We start from the raw sequence: 22,895 nt of genomic DNA on the forward strand, positions 1-22,895 counted from the left end.
ACTACTACCTAATTCTTAAAATTATGCAGCAGCTGCAGCTTTCTTAGCTTGAGCAGCTAAAGAAGCAACACGTTCAGAAGGTTGAGCACCTTGTGCTACCCAGTGAGCAAAACGGTCAGCATCTAAACGAAGTTTTTCTGCTTTACCTTGAGCTGTAGGGTTGAAGAAACCAATACGTTCGATGAAACGACCGTCACGCGCATTGCGGCTATCAGTTACAACAACTTGATAGAACGGACGTTTTTTAGCACCACCGCGTGCAAGACGAATTACAACCATGATAGAACCTTATAGTTTTTACGGATTATCCCTGCACCGACCACCGGCACATTTCAAACCCCTTTCATAGAGGGCAACATTTTACGCGAAGTTTACCCTGAATGAAAGATTAAAAAGTGGGTTGGCTATAATTTTGAATTTAGCGACCGTCCCAGTTGGAGGTGGCTGATGGTATACATGCTGTACCAGAATCATCTGTACCTTTAGTCCAGCAGCGTTCGCCTTTAAAATTCAAACTAATATGCCCATCACGATATTGCATTGAAGTCGAAATTGGCGTTGCGATCAAGACCCATCTTTCAGAACCTAAAGGTGTCGTATCTTTTACAATACCATCTGTGTCAATCCATTTTACAGCCACTGTATAAAGAGGAGTTTCTTGCTCAGGATAGGCTGCTTTAATCCCAAAATCATTTGCAACCGCACCTTTTACCTTAAAGTTTGCAATCTTATAACGCTGTATGTGGGAAGCGATCTGCTGCATACTTGCTTGCATCTCAGTTCTTTTTGTTTTACGCACATGTTCTTGATAGGAAGGATAGGCAATTCCAGCCAGAATACCAATAATAGCAACAACAATCATTAGCTCAATCAACGTAAAACCTGTCTGTCGATTTTTAATCACCATTCTTCACCTCCTGTGCCACAACTGCTGTATGTAATATTTGCCTTTGTTTTATTCTTACATTTCAGACCGGTGCTTGTTTGCAAAAAGGATACATTTGTTCCATCTGAATGAAGTGCTTTGATTACCCATTGCTGCCCAGCAGCCTTATACTCACTACCATTCATATCGTCTAGTTTAAGAGTAGTATCAGTTCCATCTTTGATTTCAATAGTATAATTTCTTATAGTTTGTGGCGTTAAATTAAACCCCTGATAACTGAAATTCCTAGATTTCCACTTGGACAATTCACTAGCTAATCTTTGCAACTCTTGCTGAACTTGAGATGCCTGTGCACGCCGAACATAATTCTGATAACTAGGAATAGCAATTGCAGCAAAAATTGCCACAATTACCACTACTACCATAAGTTCTATTAGGGTAAAACCTCGTTCAGCGAATTTATTCGTTTTATTCATAAACTCACCTTAATGAAATTTCTGGTACCAGCGCTGAGGAATTAAGCACATTTGCGTTTCTTCGCTTGCACCACCTGCTCCTGTAACTGTAATGGTCATACGCCCACCAGTTGAAATACAGTAATTTGAAGCACTTGTTGGGTGTTCATCACCTGAGCCCCCACCAGCTCCCCCGCCAGAACCACCACCGGTCCCACTGCCTTTTTTATTGTCATTGCCGACAGTAATGGTGTGAATACCTGCACCAATAAATGAACGTCCTAATCCTGTAGGATCAGTACTCTTACATTGACCATAAGGCAAGCAGAAAGTTGTCATCAAACTTGCACCTTTTACGCCTGCACCACAGTCACCAGATAGACCATCTTTACTTGCATCAAATGTTGAAACAAATAATTTATTATTTAAAGCAACTGGGGTTCCAAAAACTTTTTCCGTCTGCTTGGTATAATCATCGCAATCACCATGTCCTGTTAGACAGTTAGTGAATTCATAGTACCAACCCTCAGAACTAGCAGGTGCTTTAATCCTGTTATCATTCTTACGATCATCATCGGTAAGCTTAGCTAATTCTGGAACTTCAATATCTTTAGTTTTCCAGGATGTCGCACCGAATAAATTTTTGCGGGATACATCTTTATCATAAATATTATAAATTGCATCATATTCATAACTACTATTTGCAAATAATGGTTTACTACGGTTACCACTGCCTTGAGAAATTAGTCCAAAAATATTGCCATTATCACTATAGAGTGAAAAAGCTGGCATATCATAAAAACGAGGGCTTTTGCCTCCACTCGCATGACCATCAAATAGACGAACTGGGGCTTTTACAACCTTACCAATTGTAGATTGTGTATTATCAAAATCCACACGGAAAATTTGCCCACCGAGATCACCAAAATAGATATGATCTATAAGATCATCGCCATTACGATCTACACTGCGAATTTCACTCACTACACTATATTGCATTTCTGCATGGTGAGTACCAACTACACCACTGGTTGTCGTATTTGCACTCGACGTTGCATTAACACTGCCCCACCACAATAAATCTCCTGCTTTGGTCGTGCCTATATCTTCAGCTGCAAACATATATACACCCGCACCAATTTTGTTAGTTTGGTTATATGCTGGATTTTCATATTCCATATCATAACCACCACCAACAAACATTACGCGTGTACGCTTTCCAGCCCAAGTCACGAAGCCAATAGTTGGTTTGGACCAGCTTTGTCCCATACAACCCAAGGGGTTCGAATTACTACAACTTCCAGATGGATCTATATGAAACTTAAGTTTAGGATTATTGATATTCTGAAGGTTCAACGCATAGTAACTTTTGCCCCCCATACGCAAACCACCATACACATCCTGTACTCCCTTTTGACTACCTTTACCGGTTCCAACAGTTAGATTTCCTGAATCATCAATAACATACTCAGTATATGCAGTCCAAGGTCCATCTATACCATAAAACAGATTATTCATCCCACCATTAGTTGCTTCAGGTACATCAAGAGCCTTTCTTTGTTTTTCTAGCATCTCATTTGGTATAAATGTAAATACTTCTTCACCTCCACCAGCTTTACCAGACTCTCCAGCTTTCACCACATGCAACATACCTTGTGTTGTACCAAACAAGATGTAGTCTTCGCGATCTGTTGAATCCATTCTCTTGTCTGTTGTATTGAAAGCAAGTTTGCCTTTATTTGTTAACATAAGTGGATATGAATGCATCACCGCACCAGTTTGACGAAATTCTGGCTCTAAAATCAAAGCATTCAGATTGGTTGGCGGATTTGCTGCATCAATGTTATATCCTAATGATCGTATTAAATATCCTCTATACTGGTCATACTTGTACACATTATCAGTCAAATCAGTAGGCTTAACTTGTCTTAAATCACCACTAGAAATTCCAGAAAATATAGAATCTCCATCAGAGCCAGAAGAATATTTACGATCAGTAAAAACTTTACGCTTTATCGTTCCAGTACCTGGATTATTTAATGGATCTGTTCTTAGAGCCAATTTAGACCAGAATCCACCACGTAAAGCAAATTTAGTACTTCCTAGAGTGTTCTCATCCATGTCAGCATTATCTGATGTTATCGACTCAGCCCAATAATCAAAATTATCAATAATTTTTCCATCATCATCGACAATCTTACTTCCATTCTTGCCTTTTAATACCCCATTTTCATCTACTAAATATTTCTTTAAGTTACCTGCCCATAATTGGAATGTTTTATCTGGCGTTGGCTGAAATTGTTGATAATAAGCATCATCCTGTAGCACAGCCGGATTTAATGCATCCTTAGGAATGGTTGGCGAACCCGTGGTAACTGAAGGAATTTCTGTGGTTAAATCATTAATAAAGTGATTGACACTATCTACAACATCTTTCGAACTTGAACCTGAATACCAGCCACCACCTCCACGAATTCCCCATTCCGCAGCTCTTTTAGTTGCTGTATTGATAGAACCCAATGCAGCTAAATTTTGTTCACGTGTTTTATTGCGATCAAATGATTGGATATCATTAAAGGAATTACCAAAACCTACAACTGCGGTTTTAATTTGAACTGTACTTGGATTATCTGTTAATAAACGATTACTAAACTTTAAAACGCAGTCAGTTCCAGTTGCACTCTCAGTACAACTGAAATTTGAATCGTTTAGTGCATTTCGCATCGCTTTTCGTTCACTGGACTGACCACTTGGTTCACCATCCGTCAGCACATAAATCCCTTGTCCACTACACTGTTTTTCTTCGGGAGTTTGACTCAGAGATGAGGGCATCTCGTATTTAGTAGCATTACTAACTTTAGCTGAACTTATTGAGTAGTTAAAACCATTTTCAAGTGAGCTATCACGAACAATTGGTCCTGTATAGACATAACAAGTACCTGTTTTATTAGAGGTACTGCCTGTAGAACTACCTTTAACTCCTACTGTACATGAGGATGCTGTATATTTAGTTAAATCAATAGGTAAGAAGTCAAAATCTCGTGCTGCTGTATTAGTGTGACTTGTTGAAGGCCAGTAATTACATACACCATTTGTATCCCAGCTCATACATTGAGTATATTTCAGACCTCCATCATTATAAGTAAAGAAGACCTGCTTGCCAGTAGCTCCACTATACAACTCGGCATCATTAAATGTTTTAGTACCCATCATGTATGCAGCAGCTTCAGCATAAGCATTTGCTGTTGGAGTACCACCACGAGCATATAATTTGGTCGCTACAGCCTCTAGTAACCAGGCACGCTGTTTTTTTGTTATTCCATTAATTTTGACATCTTCATCTAAACGCCGTGCTGGCACCAATATATATCCATTACTACCTGTACCATTAAAAGAGTAGGCTGACAAGCCAATAATTTTATCATCTGAGATTGCCTGAATCTGATTTCCCTCATTGCCTGTTAGCAAATCAAACATAGCATCTTTGACTCGAGTAATTCGGTCTGGATATTCACGAATATACCCTTCAAAATAATAGGTATAACTACCAGATGATTCCATAAGTAGACTACTAGTCAACTCTGAAGGCTTGGAATTTAAAGTACTACCCCAAGAACAATTAGATCTGTTTTCAGCATTATTATTACATTTTTGCCATCGGTTATGAGCGCCCGATCCAGAGTTTCTCCAAGAACGATATTTATAGGTTTTTGTTTCCGCAACTGTACAGAAATATCTTGTGTAACTTGGTGTTGTATTAGAAGCTCTAGTATCAGAGCTATACACACTTGCACCTGTGGGAATATCACAAGCGCTAGCATCACCAATTAATTGCGGCGCCCCCATACTTCCGGAAATATCAAATAACATCATCAAGGTAACAGTACCTGAACGTGCCTGCTGATAAATTTCGATATCACTAGCCTGTGTCGTCGTACTTGCCACCATCATAGTAGATAGTGCAGCAATACTGGCAGTAAGTAATTTACGACGACAAGAAATCTGAGTTTTATTTTGTATCGCTTTCATCTTTTCCTACTCCCGTATTACACAAAGTCTTGAGCAATCACATATTCAGTGACTGTCGATTCAAAAGGCACATTGAGTTCAGACAAACACTGAGTCACACTTTTATCAGCACCCGTCGCTGGAGTTACACTACTTGGAATCACCACTTCATTCATATGAGATTCAAAACATTCATCAATTTTCGATTTTTCTGCTGTGGCCAAAGCAGGCATGATTGAAACTGAAAAAACTTTAACTGGCTTACTACGTTGTAATTTGACAGTACTGTCATCTGTTCCTAAAATTTGCCCATAAAATGGATCTTTTTCTGCTTCTGTTGAATATTTAACCGCAACTTGAGTCATGACAGCCTTCCGACCACTCGTGAAAAAATTTGTTCCGCTTTCATTTGTTTTGCAATAACCATCTTTACCCAAGCTCTCATTTTTAGGCTTTGTATCAGGTGCATTCCATTCAATAATGCTTGCACGAGTAATCTCAAAAAAATCTGCTTTGTCAGCACCACGAAAACAGAACACCAACTCTTTATCTTTATTCAAAGCACCATCAATATATCCAAACATTCCACTACTACTTAATGCTTGAATAATATTATTTTCTTTTTCCACATTAAAAAATGCAGCATCTCCATTCTGGAGCATTAATTGAGCGGTCTGGCTATTGGTGGCAATATTTAAAGTCACCATACTTTGACGAATTGCCAAGGTTCCGATGACCGTAATAGCAACAAGTAGAATAAGAACAACGATTAATGTTGCCCCTCGCTGACTTCTCTTCATTGTCCTCTCTCCCCAAAAGTATTACGCAGTGCAACTGTTTGAGAGACCACCTGACGGACATATTTATTGGTTGTATTGGTTGGCACTTTCACTCTTACTTTTTTATCAAGTACTTGGAATTCCTGATCATCTTTGATCATTGATTCATTTCCCACACCTTGCGCAGAACGAACCACGGCCCCTAATTGAACAGACAATATACGTGGTCGGGGAGCAGCGAGTGTCATATAGTCATCAATAGAAATATATCTAAGCTTTTCACCATTCTGAATTCCAAGCATGACGTGAAAATAATCGACCCGCTTCATAATAATTTCACCATTATTACCAAAAGATTCGATCTTATCTGGCAACGGAGTACCCGATTCACTGTACCACCCGGCATCACACGCCAAGGCCAAAGCAGTATTAGGTTCCTTGCTATCTTTATTTGAATCTTCTCTTAGAAAATAACGCTGCACAATTATGCGCAATGGAGTTTCAACTGCTCCTGTCATTACTGGAAACTTGATTTCTTCTCCTTCACAGTCAAAACCTCCAACCCAATTACTACCCACTCTTGTATATCGAGGCTTATACTGAATGACCAGCTGATCACTACTTTCACCTTGCACATTCGATAAACCTGTAGTTCCACTCGATAATAAGTTTGTTGCTACTGTTGTTCCTATTAAACTTTCAGGCAAATTACTATGGATAATGTTCGGTGTAACCGTTGTATCCTTAAAACCATTAGCACTAGAAGTGAGTACAATCCCACCATGGATTGTTCGATCATTGATTTCAGAATTTCGGCTATTCAGGTTTGCATGTCTGATATCCTGTGTGATGTATCCCAATCCAAAGTTCGCATCATCTTGAATATTTGCAAATCCTTGTTGTAATGCACTGCTTTTCTGTCCTGTCATAAACAACATAATCGCTGCAGCCATGATAATCAGTCCCAGTGCCAGTGATATCATTAACTCAATCAGGGTAAAACCCGTCTGTTTATATGGATTTGATGGCATGATTAATACACCTCCATAATCAAACAGGTTGATGACGGATCATAAACTGTCCCAGTCGTACAATTTCCTGCATCTTTTTGACCATCTGTTGCTGCTGTATTACCCCAAGCAACATAGATACATTTACGATCATCACTATTACCTTGGCACTCTAACAAGTTGACGGTCATTCCTACCGAGTTAGCATGCTGCACGACCTGTGCCACGTCATAACCTGCCATCTCTTCTGTCGAACACTCTTCTTCTGAACAATTTTTACTATATTCAGCCTGAGCCTCCGCATCTGCTATTTCATCCACATAATCATCCAAAGCACCACGATTCACCCTGATTCTTTCAGCAAAATCTCGTGATAGATTAACTGCCTGAAGTCGATAGCTCCCTTCAGAAGTCGCTTCAACTGCCCTATACTGCAAAGCAATAAATCCCAACACACCCAATGCAAGAATAAAAAGAGCTACTAAAATTTCTATCATTCCAACCCCTAATTGGTGCTTTGTATGTTGCATTAGCAATCCCCCTCGCTAATTAGTTGGAGTGTACCCATTTTTGTTATTGTTATTATTTTTGATTTATCACCACCTGCTTTATCGCAGATTACAATCGTTGTATCTGAACTTGCTCCTTTTACCTTGCCCGTCATTTCAAATGTAATTGAGGTTTCAGTTCCCGACAGTATCGACTTTCCAGCCGGCCCCCAAAGATGTAATAAACTACTATCCCTTTGCTTCTTTAATGTGCTGTCAGCTGCAATTTCCTTAGCGCGCTCAATAAATTTTTCTTTATCTTCCACAATTTCAAGTTTTACATCTTGACGCACTAAAACTGCTTGTGATCGTGCTTCTTTAATTAAGCCTGCTAAATCATGTGTACTCTTGGACAAGTTTTGCCGGCTCACAAGATCCCCAAAAGAAGGAGCAGCCATTCCAGCAATAATCGCTAGCACCGCAATCGTTACCATCAGCTCAATTAAGGTAAACCCCTGAATTTTACGCATACTCCCCTCCCCTAAGTCTAAGATTGACCCACATAAACTATTACTTATTAAAATTACAAAAACTACACACAATAGATAAAAGGTATAAAAAAACAGATAATTGCCAAAAACCAATTATCTGTCAATTCTTAAAAAATTCAGAATGTTAAGTATTTAACACTTTAGGCTTGTGTTACTGAAATACGTAACTCTTTAGGCAGACTAAATGTAATATTCTCTTCACGCCCATCCAACTCTTTAGGTGCCTGAGCACCCCAGTCTTGTAAACGCTGGATCACCTGTTTAATTAAAATTTCCGGTGCAGATGCTCCTGCTGTTACTCCAATCTGGGCATTTTCTGCAAACCATTCCTGCTTAAGCTCATCGGCATTATCAACCAGGTAAGCCGCCTTACCCATACGTTCCGCCAGCTCACGCAAACGATTTGAATTAGAGGAATTTGGTGAACCGACAACAAGCACGACATCACAACGCTCGGCTAAGTCACGTACTGCATCCTGGCGGTTCTGAGTGGCATAGCAAATATCATCTTTACGCGGTCCCTGAATCAACGGGAATTTTTGACGTAAAGCATCAATCACTTTGGCTGTGTCATCAATCGATAGGGTCGTTTGCGTGACAAAAGCCACTTTTTCAGGATGATGCACAGTTAAGGCAGCAACATCTTCTTCATCTTCAACCAGATAAATTTTACCGCCATTTTTCTTATCATATTGCCCCATGGTGCCTTCGACTTCAGGGTGACCTTCATGGCCAATCAGAATGGCTTCTACTCCTTCGCGTGCATATTTCGTCACTTCAATATGTACTTTAGTGACCAACGGGCAAGTCGCGTCAAAGACTTTTAAACCACGGCGTTCAGCTTCAATTTGCACTGCTTTAGAAACCCCATGTGCGCTAAATATCACAATATTGTCATCTGGCACTTCATCGAGTTCATCCACAAAAATTGCACCGCGCTGGCGTAGGTCATCCACCACAAATTTGTTATGCACCACTTCATGCCGTACATAAATCGGTGGGTTAAAGCATTCTAGGGCACGATTCACGATTGCAATGGCACGATCTACACCAGCACAAAAACCACGCGGGTTGGCTAAAACAATTTCCATAGAATCCTCAATACTCGCACCATTTTTAGCGGTTCAATTGAAATAAATGTAAACAATCGACTAACAACTATTTAGTTTAAAGCCGGTCTACTCTAAAATAGAGAAGATATTTTATCATATCAGGAAAAATATCATGTCGGGTCTCTTGTTTGTCGTTTCTGCAGCGTCTGGAACAGGCAAAACATCCCTTGTTAAAGCCCTACTTGAGCGTGTCAACAATCTTCACGTTTCTGTGTCACATACCACACGCGGTCAACGACCTGGCGAACTCGATGGCGTGCACTATCATTTCTCCAATAAAGACGATTTTCTAAATCTGGTCAATGAAGGTGGTTTTATTGAATATGCAGAAGTATTTGGTAATTACTACGGTACTGCACAAGCCACAGTGAAAGAACAATTGGCCAAAGGTCATGATGTACTGCTGGAGATTGACTGGCAGGGCGCGCAGCAGGTCCGTCGACTTTTTCCTGAATCCAAACAAATTTTTATCTTGCCACCAAGCCAGTTTGATCTACGTGAGCGCCTGTCAAACCGTGGTACGGATGCAGTCGATGTGATTGAACATCGTCTGAGCTGTGCAGTAGAAGATATGCAGCAATATAGCAATTTTGACTATATCATTATCAATGATGACTTTAATAAGGCGCTGCATGACCTGGAAGCAGTGATTATCGCCAATCGTCTGGTTTTGACCCAACAGGCTAACCGACATGAAAAGCTCATTCAGCAACTGATCACCCCGACTGAGCAGTGATTAAAACTTGAGTCTATAGGCAAAGCCTTTTATACTGTGCAGTCTGTTAAAATTTATTATTCAAACGAGAATTCTTATGGCACGCGTCACCGTTGAAGATTGTTTAGACCATGTGGACAACCGCTTTGAGCTTGTACTAGTGGCAAGCAAACGCGCGCGTCAATTGGCACGTCAAGGCATTGAACCAACTGTAGAATGGGACAATGACAAGCCGACTGTTGTTGCTTTACGTGAAATCGCTGCGGGTCATGTATCAAAAGATATTTTGAAACAACGTGATCAAGACTATCAAACATCGAGTCTGGACCTTGCACTTTCTGCGAACAATCTAAACTTAGACGGTTTTTCTTTCCAATAAGAGATCGTCACTCAAAAAAGCCTAGTTATAAACTAGGCTTTTTTTGTTATGTGACTTTTATATTTATGCCAGAACGGTTATAACATAAGGGTTAGCTATGCAAACTACTAGAGATTTTCTACTTTTTATAGTAAAAAATTAACCAGCTGGGTAATTTGCATTTCATTAGAGCTTTCACGGTTTTATTCGTAAGAAATTCAGTTTTTAAAGGTGTTTTATGCCAGGCCCACAGGTCAGTCAAGCCAAGCAACAGTTAAAAATCATTATCGATGCGTATTTAAGTAAAGACGATGTCGAACGTGTGCTTGCGGCCTGTGATTATGCAGATATCGCGCATGACGGTATTATTCGTAAAAGTGGCGAACCCTACATTCTGCATCCGATTGCGGTGAGTTGTATTCTGGCGCATATGCGTCTGGATACTGAAACATTAATGGCTGCCCTGCTGCATGACGTGATTGAAGACACCGAGTTCACTAAGGATGATATTAGCGAGACTTTTGGCTTTACTGTGGCGGAGCTGGTCGATGGTGTCACCAAACTGAGTCATTCCAGCGATAAAGAATATAATAAAGCGGCCTCTTTCCGAAAAATTCTGCAAGCCACCTTACAGGATCCACGTGTCATTATTGTGAAACTGGCCGACCGCTATCACAACATGACTACTTTGGAAGCGCTGCGTCCGGACAAACGTGCCCGTATCGCCCGTGAAACCTTTGAAATTTTTGTTCCGATGGCACGTATTGTCGGCATGAATGAAATGGCCGACAACCTGGAGCATTTGTGCTATCAGAATCTTGATCTGGATATGTACAACAACGTTCAGACTGCGCTACAGGAAACCAAACCGAAACGCTGTGAGTATCAGGCCAAATGGGAAAAGAACCTGACCGAACTGCTGCAGAAAAATGCCATTCAAGGCCGCATTAAAAAGAAAAATAACAATATTGAGTTACTCCGTCACTTTGTTAAAAATGACATTGATCTGCAAGAACTGACCCATAGCCATGCTTTTGAAATTATTTTACAAAGTATTGCCGATTGTGACCGTCTGGCAGAGATTCTGACCCAAAGCTTTAAGATTCAAAGCTATGAAGATCATATCCGTCGCCCATTACCCGGCGGTAACCAGTCCTTGATGATGCGCCTGAAAGGCGAAAAGACCACATTGTCTTTAACCATTCAAACCGAATTAATGCGTAAAGCAGCGCGTTTTGGCGTAGTGCTCGGTGAAAATGCCCCGCAAGCTTGCCGTTCTGCCATTCAGGCGTCGATGCAGAATCTGAACGTATTGGTCGATGGTGAATGTGCCAAAACTACATTTAGTGAATTACTGGACTATCTGCATCAGGAAAAAATCTGGGTTTATACCCCACATGGGCATCTGCATGAATTACCGCAAGGTGCGACGGCGGTTGATTTTGCTTATGCTGCGAGCCTGTTCTTAGGTAACCATGCAATTGGGGCAAAAATTAACGGTGAAAGCAAACCACTTTCAACGCCGTTATCGAGTGGTCAGGTGGTCGAAATCATTACCGATGTACTGGCAACACCGAACCCCGACTGGCTCAGTTTTATCAATACCCAGAAAGCCCGCCGTGCGATTCAGAATATCTTGCGCGACCAGGATCTGGATGAACAGCGTCTGGTAGGCCAACAGGCACTCAACCGCGCCTTAAAACTGTTTCATCGCTCGATTCGGGATCTGACCGAAGCGGACTGGAAAAATCTGCTGGAATGGCGTCACATCCCCAGTAAAGAGCAACTCTTTGAACAGATTGCAGTCGGTGATTTATTGCCGCAACTGGTGGCCAATCATTTATTTGCCCAGGACCAGCATCAGAATGTTGCCAGTTCGGGCCGTCTGATTCAGGGCACTGAAGGTGTGGATGTTAAATATGCACATTGCTGCAATCCGGTACTTGGCGATCCGATTCAAGGGCATTTGACCCGCCGCGGCCTGATTGTGCACCGTTCACGCTGTCATAACCTGCTAAATGAACAGCACCAGCATCCTGAAAATATCATGCCATTGCAATGGACTGCCGATGATCTGGAGGATATCAGCTTTACCGCCTATCTCTGCATTGACCTAGCAATGGATGATGAGCAGATCTCTGACCTGATTTATCAATGTCGTAAAGCACATTCTGGCGTAGAAATGGTTCGCTCTCAAGATAACCAGACCTATGTCAATATCGTAGTCCATAACCGCAAACAGATTGCGCAGATTATCCGTGACCTGCGCATGTATTTTGGCTTTCCCCGAATTACCCGTCTGGCACAACCCGTCATTTTGAGCGAAGCGTCTAAAGCGAGTTAATCATTTAAAACGATAATGCTTTTGTCAGCCTAAATGATCGAATATGATGTATGTTGATGATAAAGGAGAAATTAATGTCCCGCCAAGTAATCCATACTGAAAATGCCCCTGCTGCGATTGGCACCTATTCGCAAGCCATTTTAGTCGGTGATACCCTCTATCTATCTGGTCAAATTGGCTTGGATCCTTATAGTATGGAACTGGTTGAAGGCATTGAGGCACAGATTCGACGTGTATTCGACAACTTGAAAGCAGTTTGCGAAGCGGCGGGTGGTTCTTTGGCAGACATTGCCAAACTGAATATCTTCCTGACAGATTTATCGCACTTCCAGCTGGTGAATCAAATTATGGGCGAATATTTTGCCCAGCCTTATCCGGCACGTGCAGCCTTAGGTGTTGCGAGCCTGCCGAAAGGTGCTCTGGTTGAGATGGATGGCATTGTCATTATTAATCAATGATTTATATCATTAACTAAGCACCCAGATTTAAAAAAAACAGTTCTAACTTACTCACTCATCTTGCGCGGAAACCCGAGCATCACTTGGGTTTCCGCTTAATTGTTATTCTTTTATCTAAATCACCAATCATCATAAAAAATATTTCAAATGATTTTTATTGACAAATGATAACAATTATCAATAATATTACTTATCTTATTTAATCACTGTGGTTGTGTCCTATGTACGTTTGTTTATGCCGTGGCATTACAGATCAAGACATTAAAGATGCTATTGCAAATGGCGCTGAAAGTTATCGTGATGTGCGCGATATGCTGGACTTGGGTACATGCTGTGGCCGCTGTGCACCAGAAGCCCGTATGATCATCAGTGATGAAGTATCACAAATTGCAGCACGCTTGGGAGTCGCCGCCTAAACTATAAAGATAATCATAAATCAATGATCTTCGATCATTCCTCCTCCCCCGCCTCTGACTCTGGCGGGTTTTTATTGCCGTTGATCCAAGTCTGGATCGATTCGATTGCGATTTTCATTTGCTGTTCCATAAATTACTCGCCATTGTCCCCTGACTTGTTTACTATCAGGGTTAAAGTGCTTTCTTAGAAAGATAAACAGGTTTAAATGGAGTGATGTGATGAAAGGCAATCGTGATGTGATTAATCAGCTCAATCAGGTGTTGTATCACCACCTAACCGCGATTAACCAGTATTTCTTGCATTCGCGCATGTTTAATGACTGGGGCATCGAGAAACTGGGCTCGGCAGAATATAAAGAATCGATCGTTCAGATGAAGCATGCCGATAAAATTATTGAACGTATTTTATTCTTGGAAGGTCTGCCAAATTTGCAGAATCTGGGCAAACTCTATATTGGTCAGCACACCCAGGAAGTACTGCATTGTGATGTGCGTAAAGTCAAAGAAAATATCGAAGCTATCCAGAAAGCAGTGGCACTGGCTGAAACTGAAATGGATTATGTGACCCGCGGTCTGGTTCAGGAAATCCTGGAAAAAGAAGAAAATTATCTGGACTGGACCACAACGCAAATTGATCTGATTGAAAGTGTGGGTATTGAAAACTATATTCAGAGTCAGCTCTAATATTCGATTCAAAATAAAAAAGCCAGCATCTGCTGTAATTCTGATTAGTTAAAGAATTTAGAAATAGACTCTTTAACTTTTTAGTAGTTCACGACGGAGTCTTAACGGTTTAAATCAAATATTTGCAAATCATTTGTTACTTTGGTTTCGCCCAAAGTAACCAAAGGCATTTGTCATCCGCAAAACTCGTCAGCCACCATCCACTAGTAAATTTGTCGCAGAAACAATCATTTTTTAATGCAGTCCTGCCTCAAACAGTTGCGGATGACTTTTCCACCTATCAAATATAATCCTGAATTTAAAAAAGAAAATGCCAGTCAAATGCTTAACTGAATAGCATTACAGCATTTGCTGGCTTTTTCTTTATGCTTAATGTGGCATATCCTGAATCACCTCTTCATAGCTCAATTCAGTTTTCTGAATCGTATTGAGACGCTCAAGTTGATAATGTGCTTCATCTATATAGCCATTGTAAGCTAATAAGCGAATATATTTTAAAAAGTTGTATGTGGTTGGGTAACTCACCACCAATTTCTCATATTGACGGATTTCCTCTTCAGTCATCTTGCTATAAGGATTGACCCGAATCCAGGTAATACGATGATTAAATTCAGTCAGTAAAAATATGGGTTCTTCATTGGTAATTTTTTCAGGCTGCATTTCATAGCGAATACTCTGTCCGAGTTTTGGTACAACAACATCATAGTCCCGATAAATCACAACCAATAAAAGCAACCCGACAGCGAAAATGAATTTCATACCGATTGATGGCATAAGTATTATTTTAATTTTTGGATTTTGTGCCAGAACCGTACCCAGAATAAAACCGACTGGCAGCAGGAAATAGGCATAATGCTGTGGAAACTCAAACATGGCATGCGTAACAAATGCCCCGATCATCAAGATTCCGATGACAGATTCTGGCGTATTGACCCAGCGTTGTAACTGATAACCCAAATAACCAAAATACGCCAGAAATGGCAGTCCAATAATTAAGCCGTTCCAGAGCAAAAAGTCCAGAATAAAATTATGTGCACTACGAATCCAGACCGGACCTTGAACGGTATCACTAATCGAAACAAAAGCGACACTGGTCTGATACCAACCATAGCCCCACCATGGCTGCGCCTGAATCGCGGCAATCATTTGCTGCCAGATTGCGAGGCGTGACATATCGCCGGTGGCACGCGCTACTACATCCCGGCTTTGAACTACGTCCGTATCCATTGCCTGCGCAGCCAACTGACTGAGTAAAGGAAAGGCCACAACACAGGCAATAAAGAAGATGAGCCAAGCGATGCTGTAATACCATTTCAGGCGAATAATACCTTTATATTGATAGAAAGCTAAATACAACATGATCACAATTGCAGCTACCCAGGCAGTACGTGACTGGCTTAAAGCCACTCCCATAATAATCACAGCAGCGCAGGCAAATAGCCACTTGGTCTGGATTTTTTTCTTTTCATAGAGGTACAGGCAGCTCATCAATGCCATGACTAAAAAAGTTGCCATATTATTTGGCTGGGCGAAGTTGGCATAGGGCCGTTGAGTACCACTGATATTCACCATGCCTGGCAATATTGAATCCAGATTTGTCCATTGGCAAAGTGCGATCATGCCTGTGACTGTACCCGACGCCAAAAACACATAACTCAAGTTGGTAAAGATTTCTTCCCGGTTATAGTTTCCTGTTGAAAGGTGATAACCCAACACACTTGCCAGCCAAAAGCTAAAGACAAAAATGAAGCCCATCATGGCGGTGCTAAAGAAAAACACTTGTCCTGTTAGAAAATGGATCAACGGTACACCAGCAAGTAGCAATAAAGGTAAGCTAATAGCTGGGATTTTTATTTTTTCTTTTAAGCCAATTGCAGCTAATGCAAATAGCGCAAAAAAGGCATATAGCTCACCTGTATACGTCACCCAAGGGCGGTAATGGATGGGAAGGAGCCAGCCAAGGGAGATAAAAACAGCAGCCAAAAGCAATAAGAAAAATTTCATGAATAAATCAGTGAAAATAGAATGGGCATATAATAGTTAAAAATGTCTCATTAAGGTATTATTCAAATTCACACTACATGACATAAATTATCAACATTTCACAAAAAACCAATACTTTATATTATTTTTTCAATATATATCAATAATATATAGTTTTTTTATTTTTATGGAACACTTATCGCTTACATAGATAAAAATATTTTAGAATTTAATTTATGCAGAAAGGCTTTACACTCGTTGAGCTTATGATTACCGTTGCAATTATTGGTATTCTAGCTACCATTGCAATTCCTGCTTATCAGGATTATATCGCTCGTGCACAAGTTTCGGAGGCCATCACACTAGCTGGCCAATATAAAATATCTATTAGTAATACGTATAGCCAAACAGGAACATGTCCAACCCTAGCAGAAATAGGACTGACGTTGACTACGGATGGCGGCAGGAAATATGTAAATTCAATAAATACTATTACGCAAGCTGGAACAATTTGTGCTGTTGAGTTCACTTTTAAAAGTACTGAAGTTTCTTCCAGTTTACAAGGGTAAGCATTTAGTTTTCGCATTAATTAGTCAAACAGCAGATTTAGGTACTTCAAATTGGTCATGTACCTCACCTGATATTCAACAAAAATATCTACCTCAAATCTGTATAAAAATATAAATACTATTAAGCCCTTTTGAGTTAGGTTACATCCCATAACACATATCATAAAGCTGGATAATTTCTGCTAAAATATTACTATCAAAATTAATAATTTTTTTTAATATTAGTTTCTACAATGTAAGATTTAAAGAATTCAGAAATCATATTATATTTTAATGAAAAATTAATTTTTTTAACCTCTTCTGCTTAAAAAAAAATTCCCACTAATTTTGATTATTGGTTTCTTAATTTAGTGAAAAAATTCTTAGGCCCACAATATGGCACCCCCCAATAAATAGCAAAAAATAATACGAAATTTACAGATAACTCAATTGTAATTTCCTTTATTAAGCTAAATAAGGTTTCTATAACAGCGTAAGTAGGTTAAAGCTAAAAATAATTGATTCTCTGAACACAACGAATGGGGCCTTTCAGATTTTTTCTTGGCAAGTTCAGCTTGTTTTTGTTTTAACACGGATACCATTTTTAAGAACAATGGGCGAGGAATTTCAACGAGTCGTTTAAATTCCTCATCGTTAAATCGAGTTAAGCTTTCATATTTTATGAGGCTATTATAAACAATTTTTTACTTTTGCAAGATATCTAGTGTGCAGCCACCTTTTTTAGGTCATTTTTTATTTACGATTTGAGTTAAATTAAAATTTTATAGGGATTACCTACTATTATGATAAGTTTAAAAGAACCATGAAAACTCTTTTAATTTAACTTATATTCTTACTTAACCTACTACTATTATGAGAAAGCAGAACGCCTTGATCACAAAAGGAAAGGTATAATTCTATATCTAACTTTTTCTTTATAATTTTGGTAAGCCTCATTCTTAGATAAAATTTTTTCTTCATAAATTATTCTACCGAACTGTATTACATATAAAAAAAAGTATAAGAATAAATTAAATATTGAAAAGGAACTTAAAAGAAATCCTACGTGCATAATAAAATAACCTAAATAAATAGGATGTCTAACAACCCTATATGGACCATTAACTACTATTCCTCGGTAAGCAGGTAGTAAACCGAAATTTCTTCCTAAATATAATTTAGATAAAATTTGCCAAGAAATACCAATAATCATTATTATTTCTGCAGAAGTTTCACTAATAAATTTTTCGTTACCATTTAAGTTAACTAAAAAAAAATAGAAGCTAGCACTTAAAGTTAAAACAATAGATATAAGAGATAAGTCGCGTGTATTAGTAGCTTTAGAAAAAACCACTAAACCTATAGTTAATAGCTCACCCAATAAGAGTAATAATAATGTTTTTTTATTAGTAATCTCATATCCTAAGAAAATATTATAAGCAAAGTAACTTAGAGCAATTATCGTTAAAAATTTAAAACTAATTTCTAAATATATTTTATTTTTCATTTTCTTAATCCATAAAAATGGCTCAAATATGAACCATTTTTATTACTTTAATTTATTATGGTGCAGCAGCAGCAGGAGCACAAGATTTAGGTAAATATTTTTGCTCAGCTGAAGAAGTACAAGTCCAAACATTTGAACCTTTATCAGCATTCGATAAAGTTAATACCAAATTCTTACCTTGAATACCTTTTGAAACATCGGCAGATTTCATTAATGCCGTGATCGTACAACCACCTGCCGCTGTAGCCGTACCCGCCGTAGTAACAGATGCAACATATTTACCATTAATATCAGTTGCAGTAGCGATACCAGCAACACCATTAGTTGGGCACGTACCGTCTTGAGCAAATGTTTCAGCTACGGCACCTTTTACACCAGAAGCTAAAGTCATCGCTTCAGACATCTGTGCACGCGCAATATAATCTTGGTAAGCAGGAATGGCAATTGCAGCCAAAATACCAATAATTGCTACAACAATCATTAATTCAATAAGGGTAAAACCCTTTTGTACTGTATTCATAACATTCTCCACAAATGTTTTTGTTTATTTATAAGCCTAAAGAAAAAGCTCATTTAGCTTAATTTTATATTTAGCACTAAGTATGCCAAGTTTTATTATAATAAAATTGAGAGAAAAAACAGCACTTTAAAAAAATATTTTTATTTTTGTAATTTTTGTGTTTTATTTTGTGTAACTAACTGACAAATTTTGTCAGTTAGTTGACTAAAATCACCCCAATATAATTGGTTTATTCCCTAATTCATTCTCTAAATCATCTATTTTACGATCATAGTACTGATCTAAAACCTGTCCAATCTGTTTCACGCCTTCAATTACACCTTCTTTAAACTTCTGCTGGACTAAATGCTGAATAATGTTTTGACAGATTTCATCCCAGACTTGCTGGGTGGTTGCATTTTTAATTCCACGATCAATCACAATTTCAACCTTGTGCTCGCAGAGGTTCAAATACAGCAGTACCCCACTGTTATATTCGGTATCCCAAACACCAATTTCAGCAAATAACTGTCGGGCCCGACATAAGGTATCTTGGTAATAGGCAGATCGTGAAGGCAGACAGCCTTCGATCACCACCTGAATCTCCCCCACATGTCCATGCTCAGCTTCTTCCACCGCCACTGCAATCGCATGCTGATCCTGTTTGGAAAAAAAGCGCTTGGTTGCTGGCATATAAAAGAAATGCTTGAGCCAGCGTTTAAAGCTTGGCTGTGCATGTTCTTCCAGTTTGGGCTGCGTGACTATATCTGTTGTATCTGTAGTTGTTACCATGAGCCTGATGCTCCTCCCCCGCCAAAACCTCCACCGCCACCGCCGAAGCCGCCGCCGCCAAAACCACCTCGACCGCTACCGCCGCCTCGGCCGCCACCGGCTAAAAAGGCATGTAATATCAGCTGGGCTATAGAGGTGATCAATAAAAAGAAAATACCTGCACCAATCATTAAACTTGCAAGCAGCCCCATGCCATTTACCAGACCAGCAGCTGTACCTGCAACTGCGGCAGTCGCGGCGCTCAGTTTTCTGCCAAAAATCATGGATCCTACAACACCTGCGACAATAATAAACAGCACACTACTGAATGTCGCCTTACTGGCTTTTTGTGCCTGATAAGCCTGTTCCTGACGCTCTTTCAGTTCATCCGCTGCCTGTGCTGCAATTTCAGGATCCAGATTTAAAATCCGTTCAATTTCAGTCAGACCTGCAGCAATCCCTTGCGCATATTGGCCCTGCTTAAAATACGGCGTGATGGTGTCATGAATAATACGACCTGCCACGATATCCGGCAGCACACCTTCCAGACCATAACCAGTCAAGATCTGAATACGGCGATCATTGATGGCAATGGTCATCAATAAACCATTATCGCGTTTGGCCGAGCCGAGCTGCCAGGCCTCAGCCACCCGCATGGAATAATCAAAAATATCTTCCTGGCCCGTCGTTGGCACAATCACTACACCAATCTGGCCTTTTCCTTTCTCATAAAGTTTCAGAATACGCTGACTGAGTTGCTGCTTTTCAGTGGCACTGAATATATTGGCTTGGTCAATGATGGGTTGGTTCAGGCTTGGCAAGTCGCGCTGCAGCTGCCCTTCAGCCATATCATTGGCAATTTGTGGCTGTGATGCTGCTGCGGTTTCTGTTTCAGTTCCACTTTTTTGAGCTGGAACATTTTGACCCGCTTTAGGCTGCAAAATTTCACGGGCCACGATCACGTCTTCAGTATCCGTAGCCGTGGCTGTTTCTGCTGAAACAGGCGTTATTACTTCCATGCCCAGCATGAGGAGCAACCCAGCACAGTATTTCAGCAGCATCGCAGGCATCTGATTTCTCGCTTATTTACAAGTCATTAATTATTCAAAGGAAACTGTAGGTGCTTTCTGGGCACTTTGCTCTGCGCTAAAGTTCGGTTTAGGCTCCATTCCGATCACTTTGGCAGTCATGACTTGCGGGAACTGACGTGCATAAGAGTTAAAGTCCTGAACCGTGGTAATGTAACGGTTACGTGCCACAGCAATCCGGTTTTCAGTTCCTTCCAGTTGTATCTGTAAATCACGGAACTGCTGGTTGGCTTTCAGGTCCGGATAATTCTCAGTGACAGCCAAAAGACGTGACAGGGCACTGGTCATCTGCGCCTGTGCTTCCTGATAGCGCTGAAACAGTTCAGGATCTTCCAGTACTTCACGATCTACTTTCAGACCGGCAACATTGGCACGTGCTTGGGTCACTTCTGTTAAAACCTGCTCTTCATGCGAGGCATAGCCTTTCACCACATTGACCAGATTAGGTACCAGATCGGCACGGCGCTGATACTGGTTCTGGACTTCCGACCAGGCGGCAGTGACCGCTTCATCTTTGACTTGTAAGGTGTTATAGCCACAGCCACTCAGGGTCAAGGTACTGGCCAGCATCAAAGCTATGAGAGCTTGTTTTAATACACGCATGATGTTTCGTCCTCGATTCTTTATTGGTATTTATATAATTAATTTGATTTTAAACAGTATTTTCTAAAGTTTTGTTAATTTTTATAATCTTTTTAATGCTTCCTATTTTAAGCCGGGAACTCATCAAAGATTAAAAAACCCGCTGTAGCGGGTTGTTTTGAAGGATGTCCACTGATCTTTATCTGTTAGACATCGAGGTAATCCAAGATACCTTCAGCTGCCTGACGGCCTTCCCAGATGGCAGTCACCACCAGATCAGAACCACGAACCATGTCACCACCGGCAAAGATTTTTGGATTTGAAGTCTGGAATTTATATTGCTGCTGTTCAGCGGCAAGTACACGACCAGAACCATCCAGATTGATTTCCACATCGGTGAACCAGTCTGCTGGACTGGTACGGAAACCAAAAGCCAGCAGGACTGCATCTGCTGGCAAAATTTCTTCTGAACCTGGAATCGGCTCTGGACTACGGCGACCGCGGCTGTCCGGCTCACCCAATTGGGTGCTAATCACTTTGACGCCAGTAACTTTACCGTTTTCACCCACGATTTCGATCGGCTGACGGTTAAACTGGAAATTCACCCCTTCTTCACGCGCATTTTGCACTTCGCGACGTGAACCCGGCATGTTTTCTTCATCACGACGATAAGCACAGACCACTGATTCAGCACCTTGACGAATCGAAGTCCGGTTACAGTCCATGGCAGTATCACCACCGCCTAAAACGATGACTTTTTTGCCTTGTACGCTGATGTATTCAGCTGGGTCTTTTTCCCAGCCTTGGGTACGGTTTACGTTGGCAATCAGGAAGTCCAGCGCATCATAAACACCATCCAGGTCTTCACCGGCGAAACCACCTTTCATGTAGGTATAGGTTCCCATGCCCATGAATACGGCATCATAATCCGCAAGCAACTGGTCAATAGTGACATCAGTGCCAATTTCAGTATTGAGACGGAATTCAACACCCATCCCCGTAAAAATTTCACGGCGGCGTTTCATTACATCTTTTTCCATTTTGAATTCTGGAATACCAAACGTTAAAAGGCCACCAATTTCCGGACGCTTGTCAAACACGACTGGCTTTACGCCTGCACGTACCAAAATATCGGCACATCCAAGACCCGCAGGACCTGCACCAATGATTGCTACTTTTTTATTGGTCCATTTCACATTGGACATGTCTGGACGCCAGCCCAAAGCAAAGGCAGTGTCATTGATATATTTTTCAGCATTCCCAATGGTCACTGCGCCAAAGCCGTCGTTTAGGGTACACGCCCCTTCACATAAACGATCTTGTGGGCAGACGCGACCACACACTTCTGGCAAGGTATTGGTCTGGTGACACAGTTCAGCTGCCTGGAACAGACGGCCTTCAGACACCAGTTTCAACCAGTTTGGAATATAGTTATGTACCGGACATTTCCATTCACAGTAGGGGTTACCACAACCCAGGCAGCGATGCGTCTGGTTGGCAGCAATTTCTGCGGTAAATGGCTTATAAATTTCCACAAATTCTGCTTTGCGGACATCAATCTCTTTTTTCTCTGGATCTTGGCGTGCGACATCCAGAAATTGAAAGTCATTATGCAGGCGTTCAGCCATGTCTCTCTCTCCGTGGCTAGATGTA

General features: G+C 40.6%; 23 protein-coding genes and 1 pseudogene. 7 read left to right on the forward strand and 17 right to left on the reverse strand.

Annotated elements, in window-relative coordinates; translation table 11 throughout:
- Positions 1–21: 21 nt before the first annotated feature.
- The 9 genes from rpsP to ispH all read right to left on the reverse strand — a co-directional run bounded on the left by rpsP (position 22) and on the right by ispH (position 9,268).
- Positions 22–279 (reverse strand): 30S ribosomal protein S16, encoded by a 258-nt coding sequence (rpsP, locus tag KUG37_RS00105; protein WP_034587736.1) that lies wholly within the window; start codon positions 277–279, stop codon positions 22–24.
- Between the two features lie 139 nt (positions 280–418).
- The gene (locus KUG37_RS00110; protein ID WP_216937172.1) at positions 419–907 is read right to left on the reverse strand and encodes a type IV pilin protein; all 489 of its coding nucleotides are present in this window, start codon (positions 905–907) and stop codon (positions 419–421) included.
- Complete coding sequence (locus KUG37_RS00115) at positions 901–1,362, reverse strand: type IV pilin protein (protein ID WP_216937170.1); 462 nt, start codon at positions 1,360–1,362, stop codon at positions 901–903. Before KUG37_RS00115 ends, KUG37_RS00110 begins: the two co-directional genes overlap by 7 nt.
- 9 nt (positions 1,363–1,371) lie before the next feature.
- Positions 1,372–5,370 carry a pilus assembly protein PilY gene (locus tag KUG37_RS00120; RefSeq protein WP_216940058.1) on the reverse strand — a complete coding sequence of 1,333 codons (3,999 nt, stop codon included), beginning with the start codon at positions 5,368–5,370 and terminating at the stop codon, positions 1,372–1,374.
- 17 nt (positions 5,371–5,387) lie between these two features.
- The gene (locus tag KUG37_RS00125) at positions 5,388–6,149 is read right to left on the reverse strand and encodes a pilus assembly protein PilX (RefSeq protein ID WP_216937144.1); all 762 of its coding nucleotides are present in this window, start codon (positions 6,147–6,149) and stop codon (positions 5,388–5,390) included.
- On the reverse strand, positions 6,146–7,159 hold the full coding sequence (locus tag KUG37_RS00130; protein ID WP_216937143.1) for a PilW family protein: 1,014 nt from the start codon (positions 7,157–7,159) through the stop codon (positions 6,146–6,148). The genes KUG37_RS00125 and KUG37_RS00130 overlap by 4 nt, the downstream gene beginning before the upstream one ends.
- Positions 7,160–7,161: 2 nt before the next feature.
- Positions 7,162–7,668, reverse strand: a complete 507-nt coding sequence (pilV, locus tag KUG37_RS00135) for a type IV pilus modification protein PilV (RefSeq protein WP_216937142.1) — start codon at positions 7,666–7,668, stop codon at positions 7,162–7,164.
- Positions 7,668–8,156, reverse strand: coding sequence for a GspH/FimT family pseudopilin (locus KUG37_RS00140; protein WP_216937141.1), 489 nt, complete (start codon positions 8,154–8,156; stop codon positions 7,668–7,670). Before KUG37_RS00140 ends, pilV begins: the two co-directional genes overlap by 1 nt.
- Before the next feature lie 161 nt (positions 8,157–8,317).
- The gene (gene ispH, locus KUG37_RS00145; RefSeq protein WP_216937140.1) at positions 8,318–9,268 is read right to left on the reverse strand and encodes a 4-hydroxy-3-methylbut-2-enyl diphosphate reductase; all 951 of its coding nucleotides are present in this window, start codon (positions 9,266–9,268) and stop codon (positions 8,318–8,320) included.
- Positions 9,269–9,401: 133 nt separating this feature from the next.
- Here ispH and gmk point away from each other — a divergent pair, with 133 nt between their 5' ends.
- The 6 genes from gmk to bfr all read left to right on the forward strand — a co-directional run bounded on the left by gmk (position 9,402) and on the right by bfr (position 14,264).
- Positions 9,402–10,025, forward strand: coding sequence for a guanylate kinase (gene gmk / locus KUG37_RS00150; protein ID WP_216937139.1), 624 nt, complete (start codon positions 9,402–9,404; stop codon positions 10,023–10,025).
- 76 nt (positions 10,026–10,101) lie between these two features.
- On the forward strand, positions 10,102–10,383 hold the full coding sequence (rpoZ, locus tag KUG37_RS00155) for a DNA-directed RNA polymerase subunit omega (protein ID WP_004650579.1): 282 nt from the start codon (positions 10,102–10,104) through the stop codon (positions 10,381–10,383).
- A 217-nt stretch (positions 10,384–10,600) separates the two neighbouring features.
- Positions 10,601–12,706: a bifunctional (p)ppGpp synthetase/guanosine-3',5'-bis(diphosphate) 3'-pyrophosphohydrolase gene (locus KUG37_RS00160; RefSeq protein WP_216937138.1), complete on the forward strand. Its 2,106-nt coding sequence runs from the start codon at positions 10,601–10,603 to the stop codon at positions 12,704–12,706.
- Positions 12,707–12,780: 74 nt separating this feature from the next.
- Entirely contained in the window at positions 12,781–13,164 is a 384-nt protein-coding gene (locus tag KUG37_RS00165) for a RidA family protein (RefSeq protein WP_004281184.1), read from the forward strand.
- A gap of 221 nt (positions 13,165–13,385) precedes the next feature.
- On the forward strand, positions 13,386–13,580 hold the full coding sequence (locus KUG37_RS00170) for a bacterioferritin-associated ferredoxin (RefSeq protein WP_064094586.1): 195 nt from the start codon (positions 13,386–13,388) through the stop codon (positions 13,578–13,580).
- Between the two features lie 219 nt (positions 13,581–13,799).
- Positions 13,800–14,264 carry a bacterioferritin gene (gene bfr / locus KUG37_RS00175; protein WP_216937137.1) on the forward strand — a complete coding sequence of 155 codons (465 nt, stop codon included), beginning with the start codon at positions 13,800–13,802 and terminating at the stop codon, positions 14,262–14,264.
- A 369-nt stretch (positions 14,265–14,633) separates the two neighbouring features.
- On the opposite strand, the gene KUG37_RS00180 is transcribed toward bfr, so the two are convergent.
- Positions 14,634–16,268 carry a PglL family O-oligosaccharyltransferase gene (locus KUG37_RS00180; RefSeq protein ID WP_216937136.1) on the reverse strand — a complete coding sequence of 545 codons (1,635 nt, stop codon included), beginning with the start codon at positions 16,266–16,268 and terminating at the stop codon, positions 14,634–14,636.
- 215 nt (positions 16,269–16,483) lie between these two features.
- Between KUG37_RS00180 and KUG37_RS00185 the strand changes: the two genes are divergently transcribed.
- A complete protein-coding gene (locus tag KUG37_RS00185; protein ID WP_216937135.1) occupies positions 16,484–16,816 on the forward strand; it encodes a pilin in 333 nt (110 codons plus the stop codon).
- A 452-nt stretch (positions 16,817–17,268) separates the two neighbouring features.
- Here the strand turns inward: KUG37_RS00185 and KUG37_RS00190 are convergent.
- The 7 genes and pseudogenes from KUG37_RS00190 to KUG37_RS00220 all read right to left on the reverse strand — a co-directional run.
- Positions 17,269–17,478, reverse strand: a pseudogene (locus KUG37_RS00190) (IS5/IS1182 family transposase); the annotation flags it as partial.
- 212 nt (positions 17,479–17,690) lie between these two features.
- Positions 17,691–18,302, reverse strand: a complete 612-nt coding sequence (locus KUG37_RS00195) for an isoprenylcysteine carboxylmethyltransferase family protein (RefSeq protein ID WP_216937134.1) — start codon at positions 18,300–18,302, stop codon at positions 17,691–17,693.
- Between the two features lie 55 nt (positions 18,303–18,357).
- Positions 18,358–18,822 (reverse strand): pilin, encoded by a 465-nt coding sequence (locus KUG37_RS00200; protein WP_216937133.1) that lies wholly within the window; start codon positions 18,820–18,822, stop codon positions 18,358–18,360.
- Between the two features lie 210 nt (positions 18,823–19,032).
- A complete protein-coding gene (locus KUG37_RS00205) occupies positions 19,033–19,593 on the reverse strand; it encodes a TPM domain-containing protein (RefSeq protein WP_216937132.1) in 561 nt (186 codons plus the stop codon).
- Complete coding sequence (locus tag KUG37_RS00210; RefSeq protein ID WP_216937131.1) at positions 19,587–20,642, reverse strand: YgcG family protein; 1,056 nt, start codon at positions 20,640–20,642, stop codon at positions 19,587–19,589. The genes KUG37_RS00205 and KUG37_RS00210 overlap by 7 nt, the downstream gene beginning before the upstream one ends.
- 30 nt (positions 20,643–20,672) lie before the next feature.
- The gene (locus tag KUG37_RS00215) at positions 20,673–21,263 is read right to left on the reverse strand and encodes a LemA family protein (protein ID WP_216937130.1); all 591 of its coding nucleotides are present in this window, start codon (positions 21,261–21,263) and stop codon (positions 20,673–20,675) included.
- A 185-nt stretch (positions 21,264–21,448) separates the two neighbouring features.
- Entirely contained in the window at positions 21,449–22,870 is a 1,422-nt protein-coding gene (locus KUG37_RS00220) for an FAD-dependent oxidoreductase (protein ID WP_216937129.1), read from the reverse strand.
- Positions 22,871–22,895: the final 25 nt, after the last annotated feature.

The organism is Acinetobacter sp. BY419, from assembly GCF_019038395.1.
Taxonomy (GTDB): domain Bacteria; phylum Pseudomonadota; class Gammaproteobacteria; order Pseudomonadales; family Moraxellaceae; genus Acinetobacter.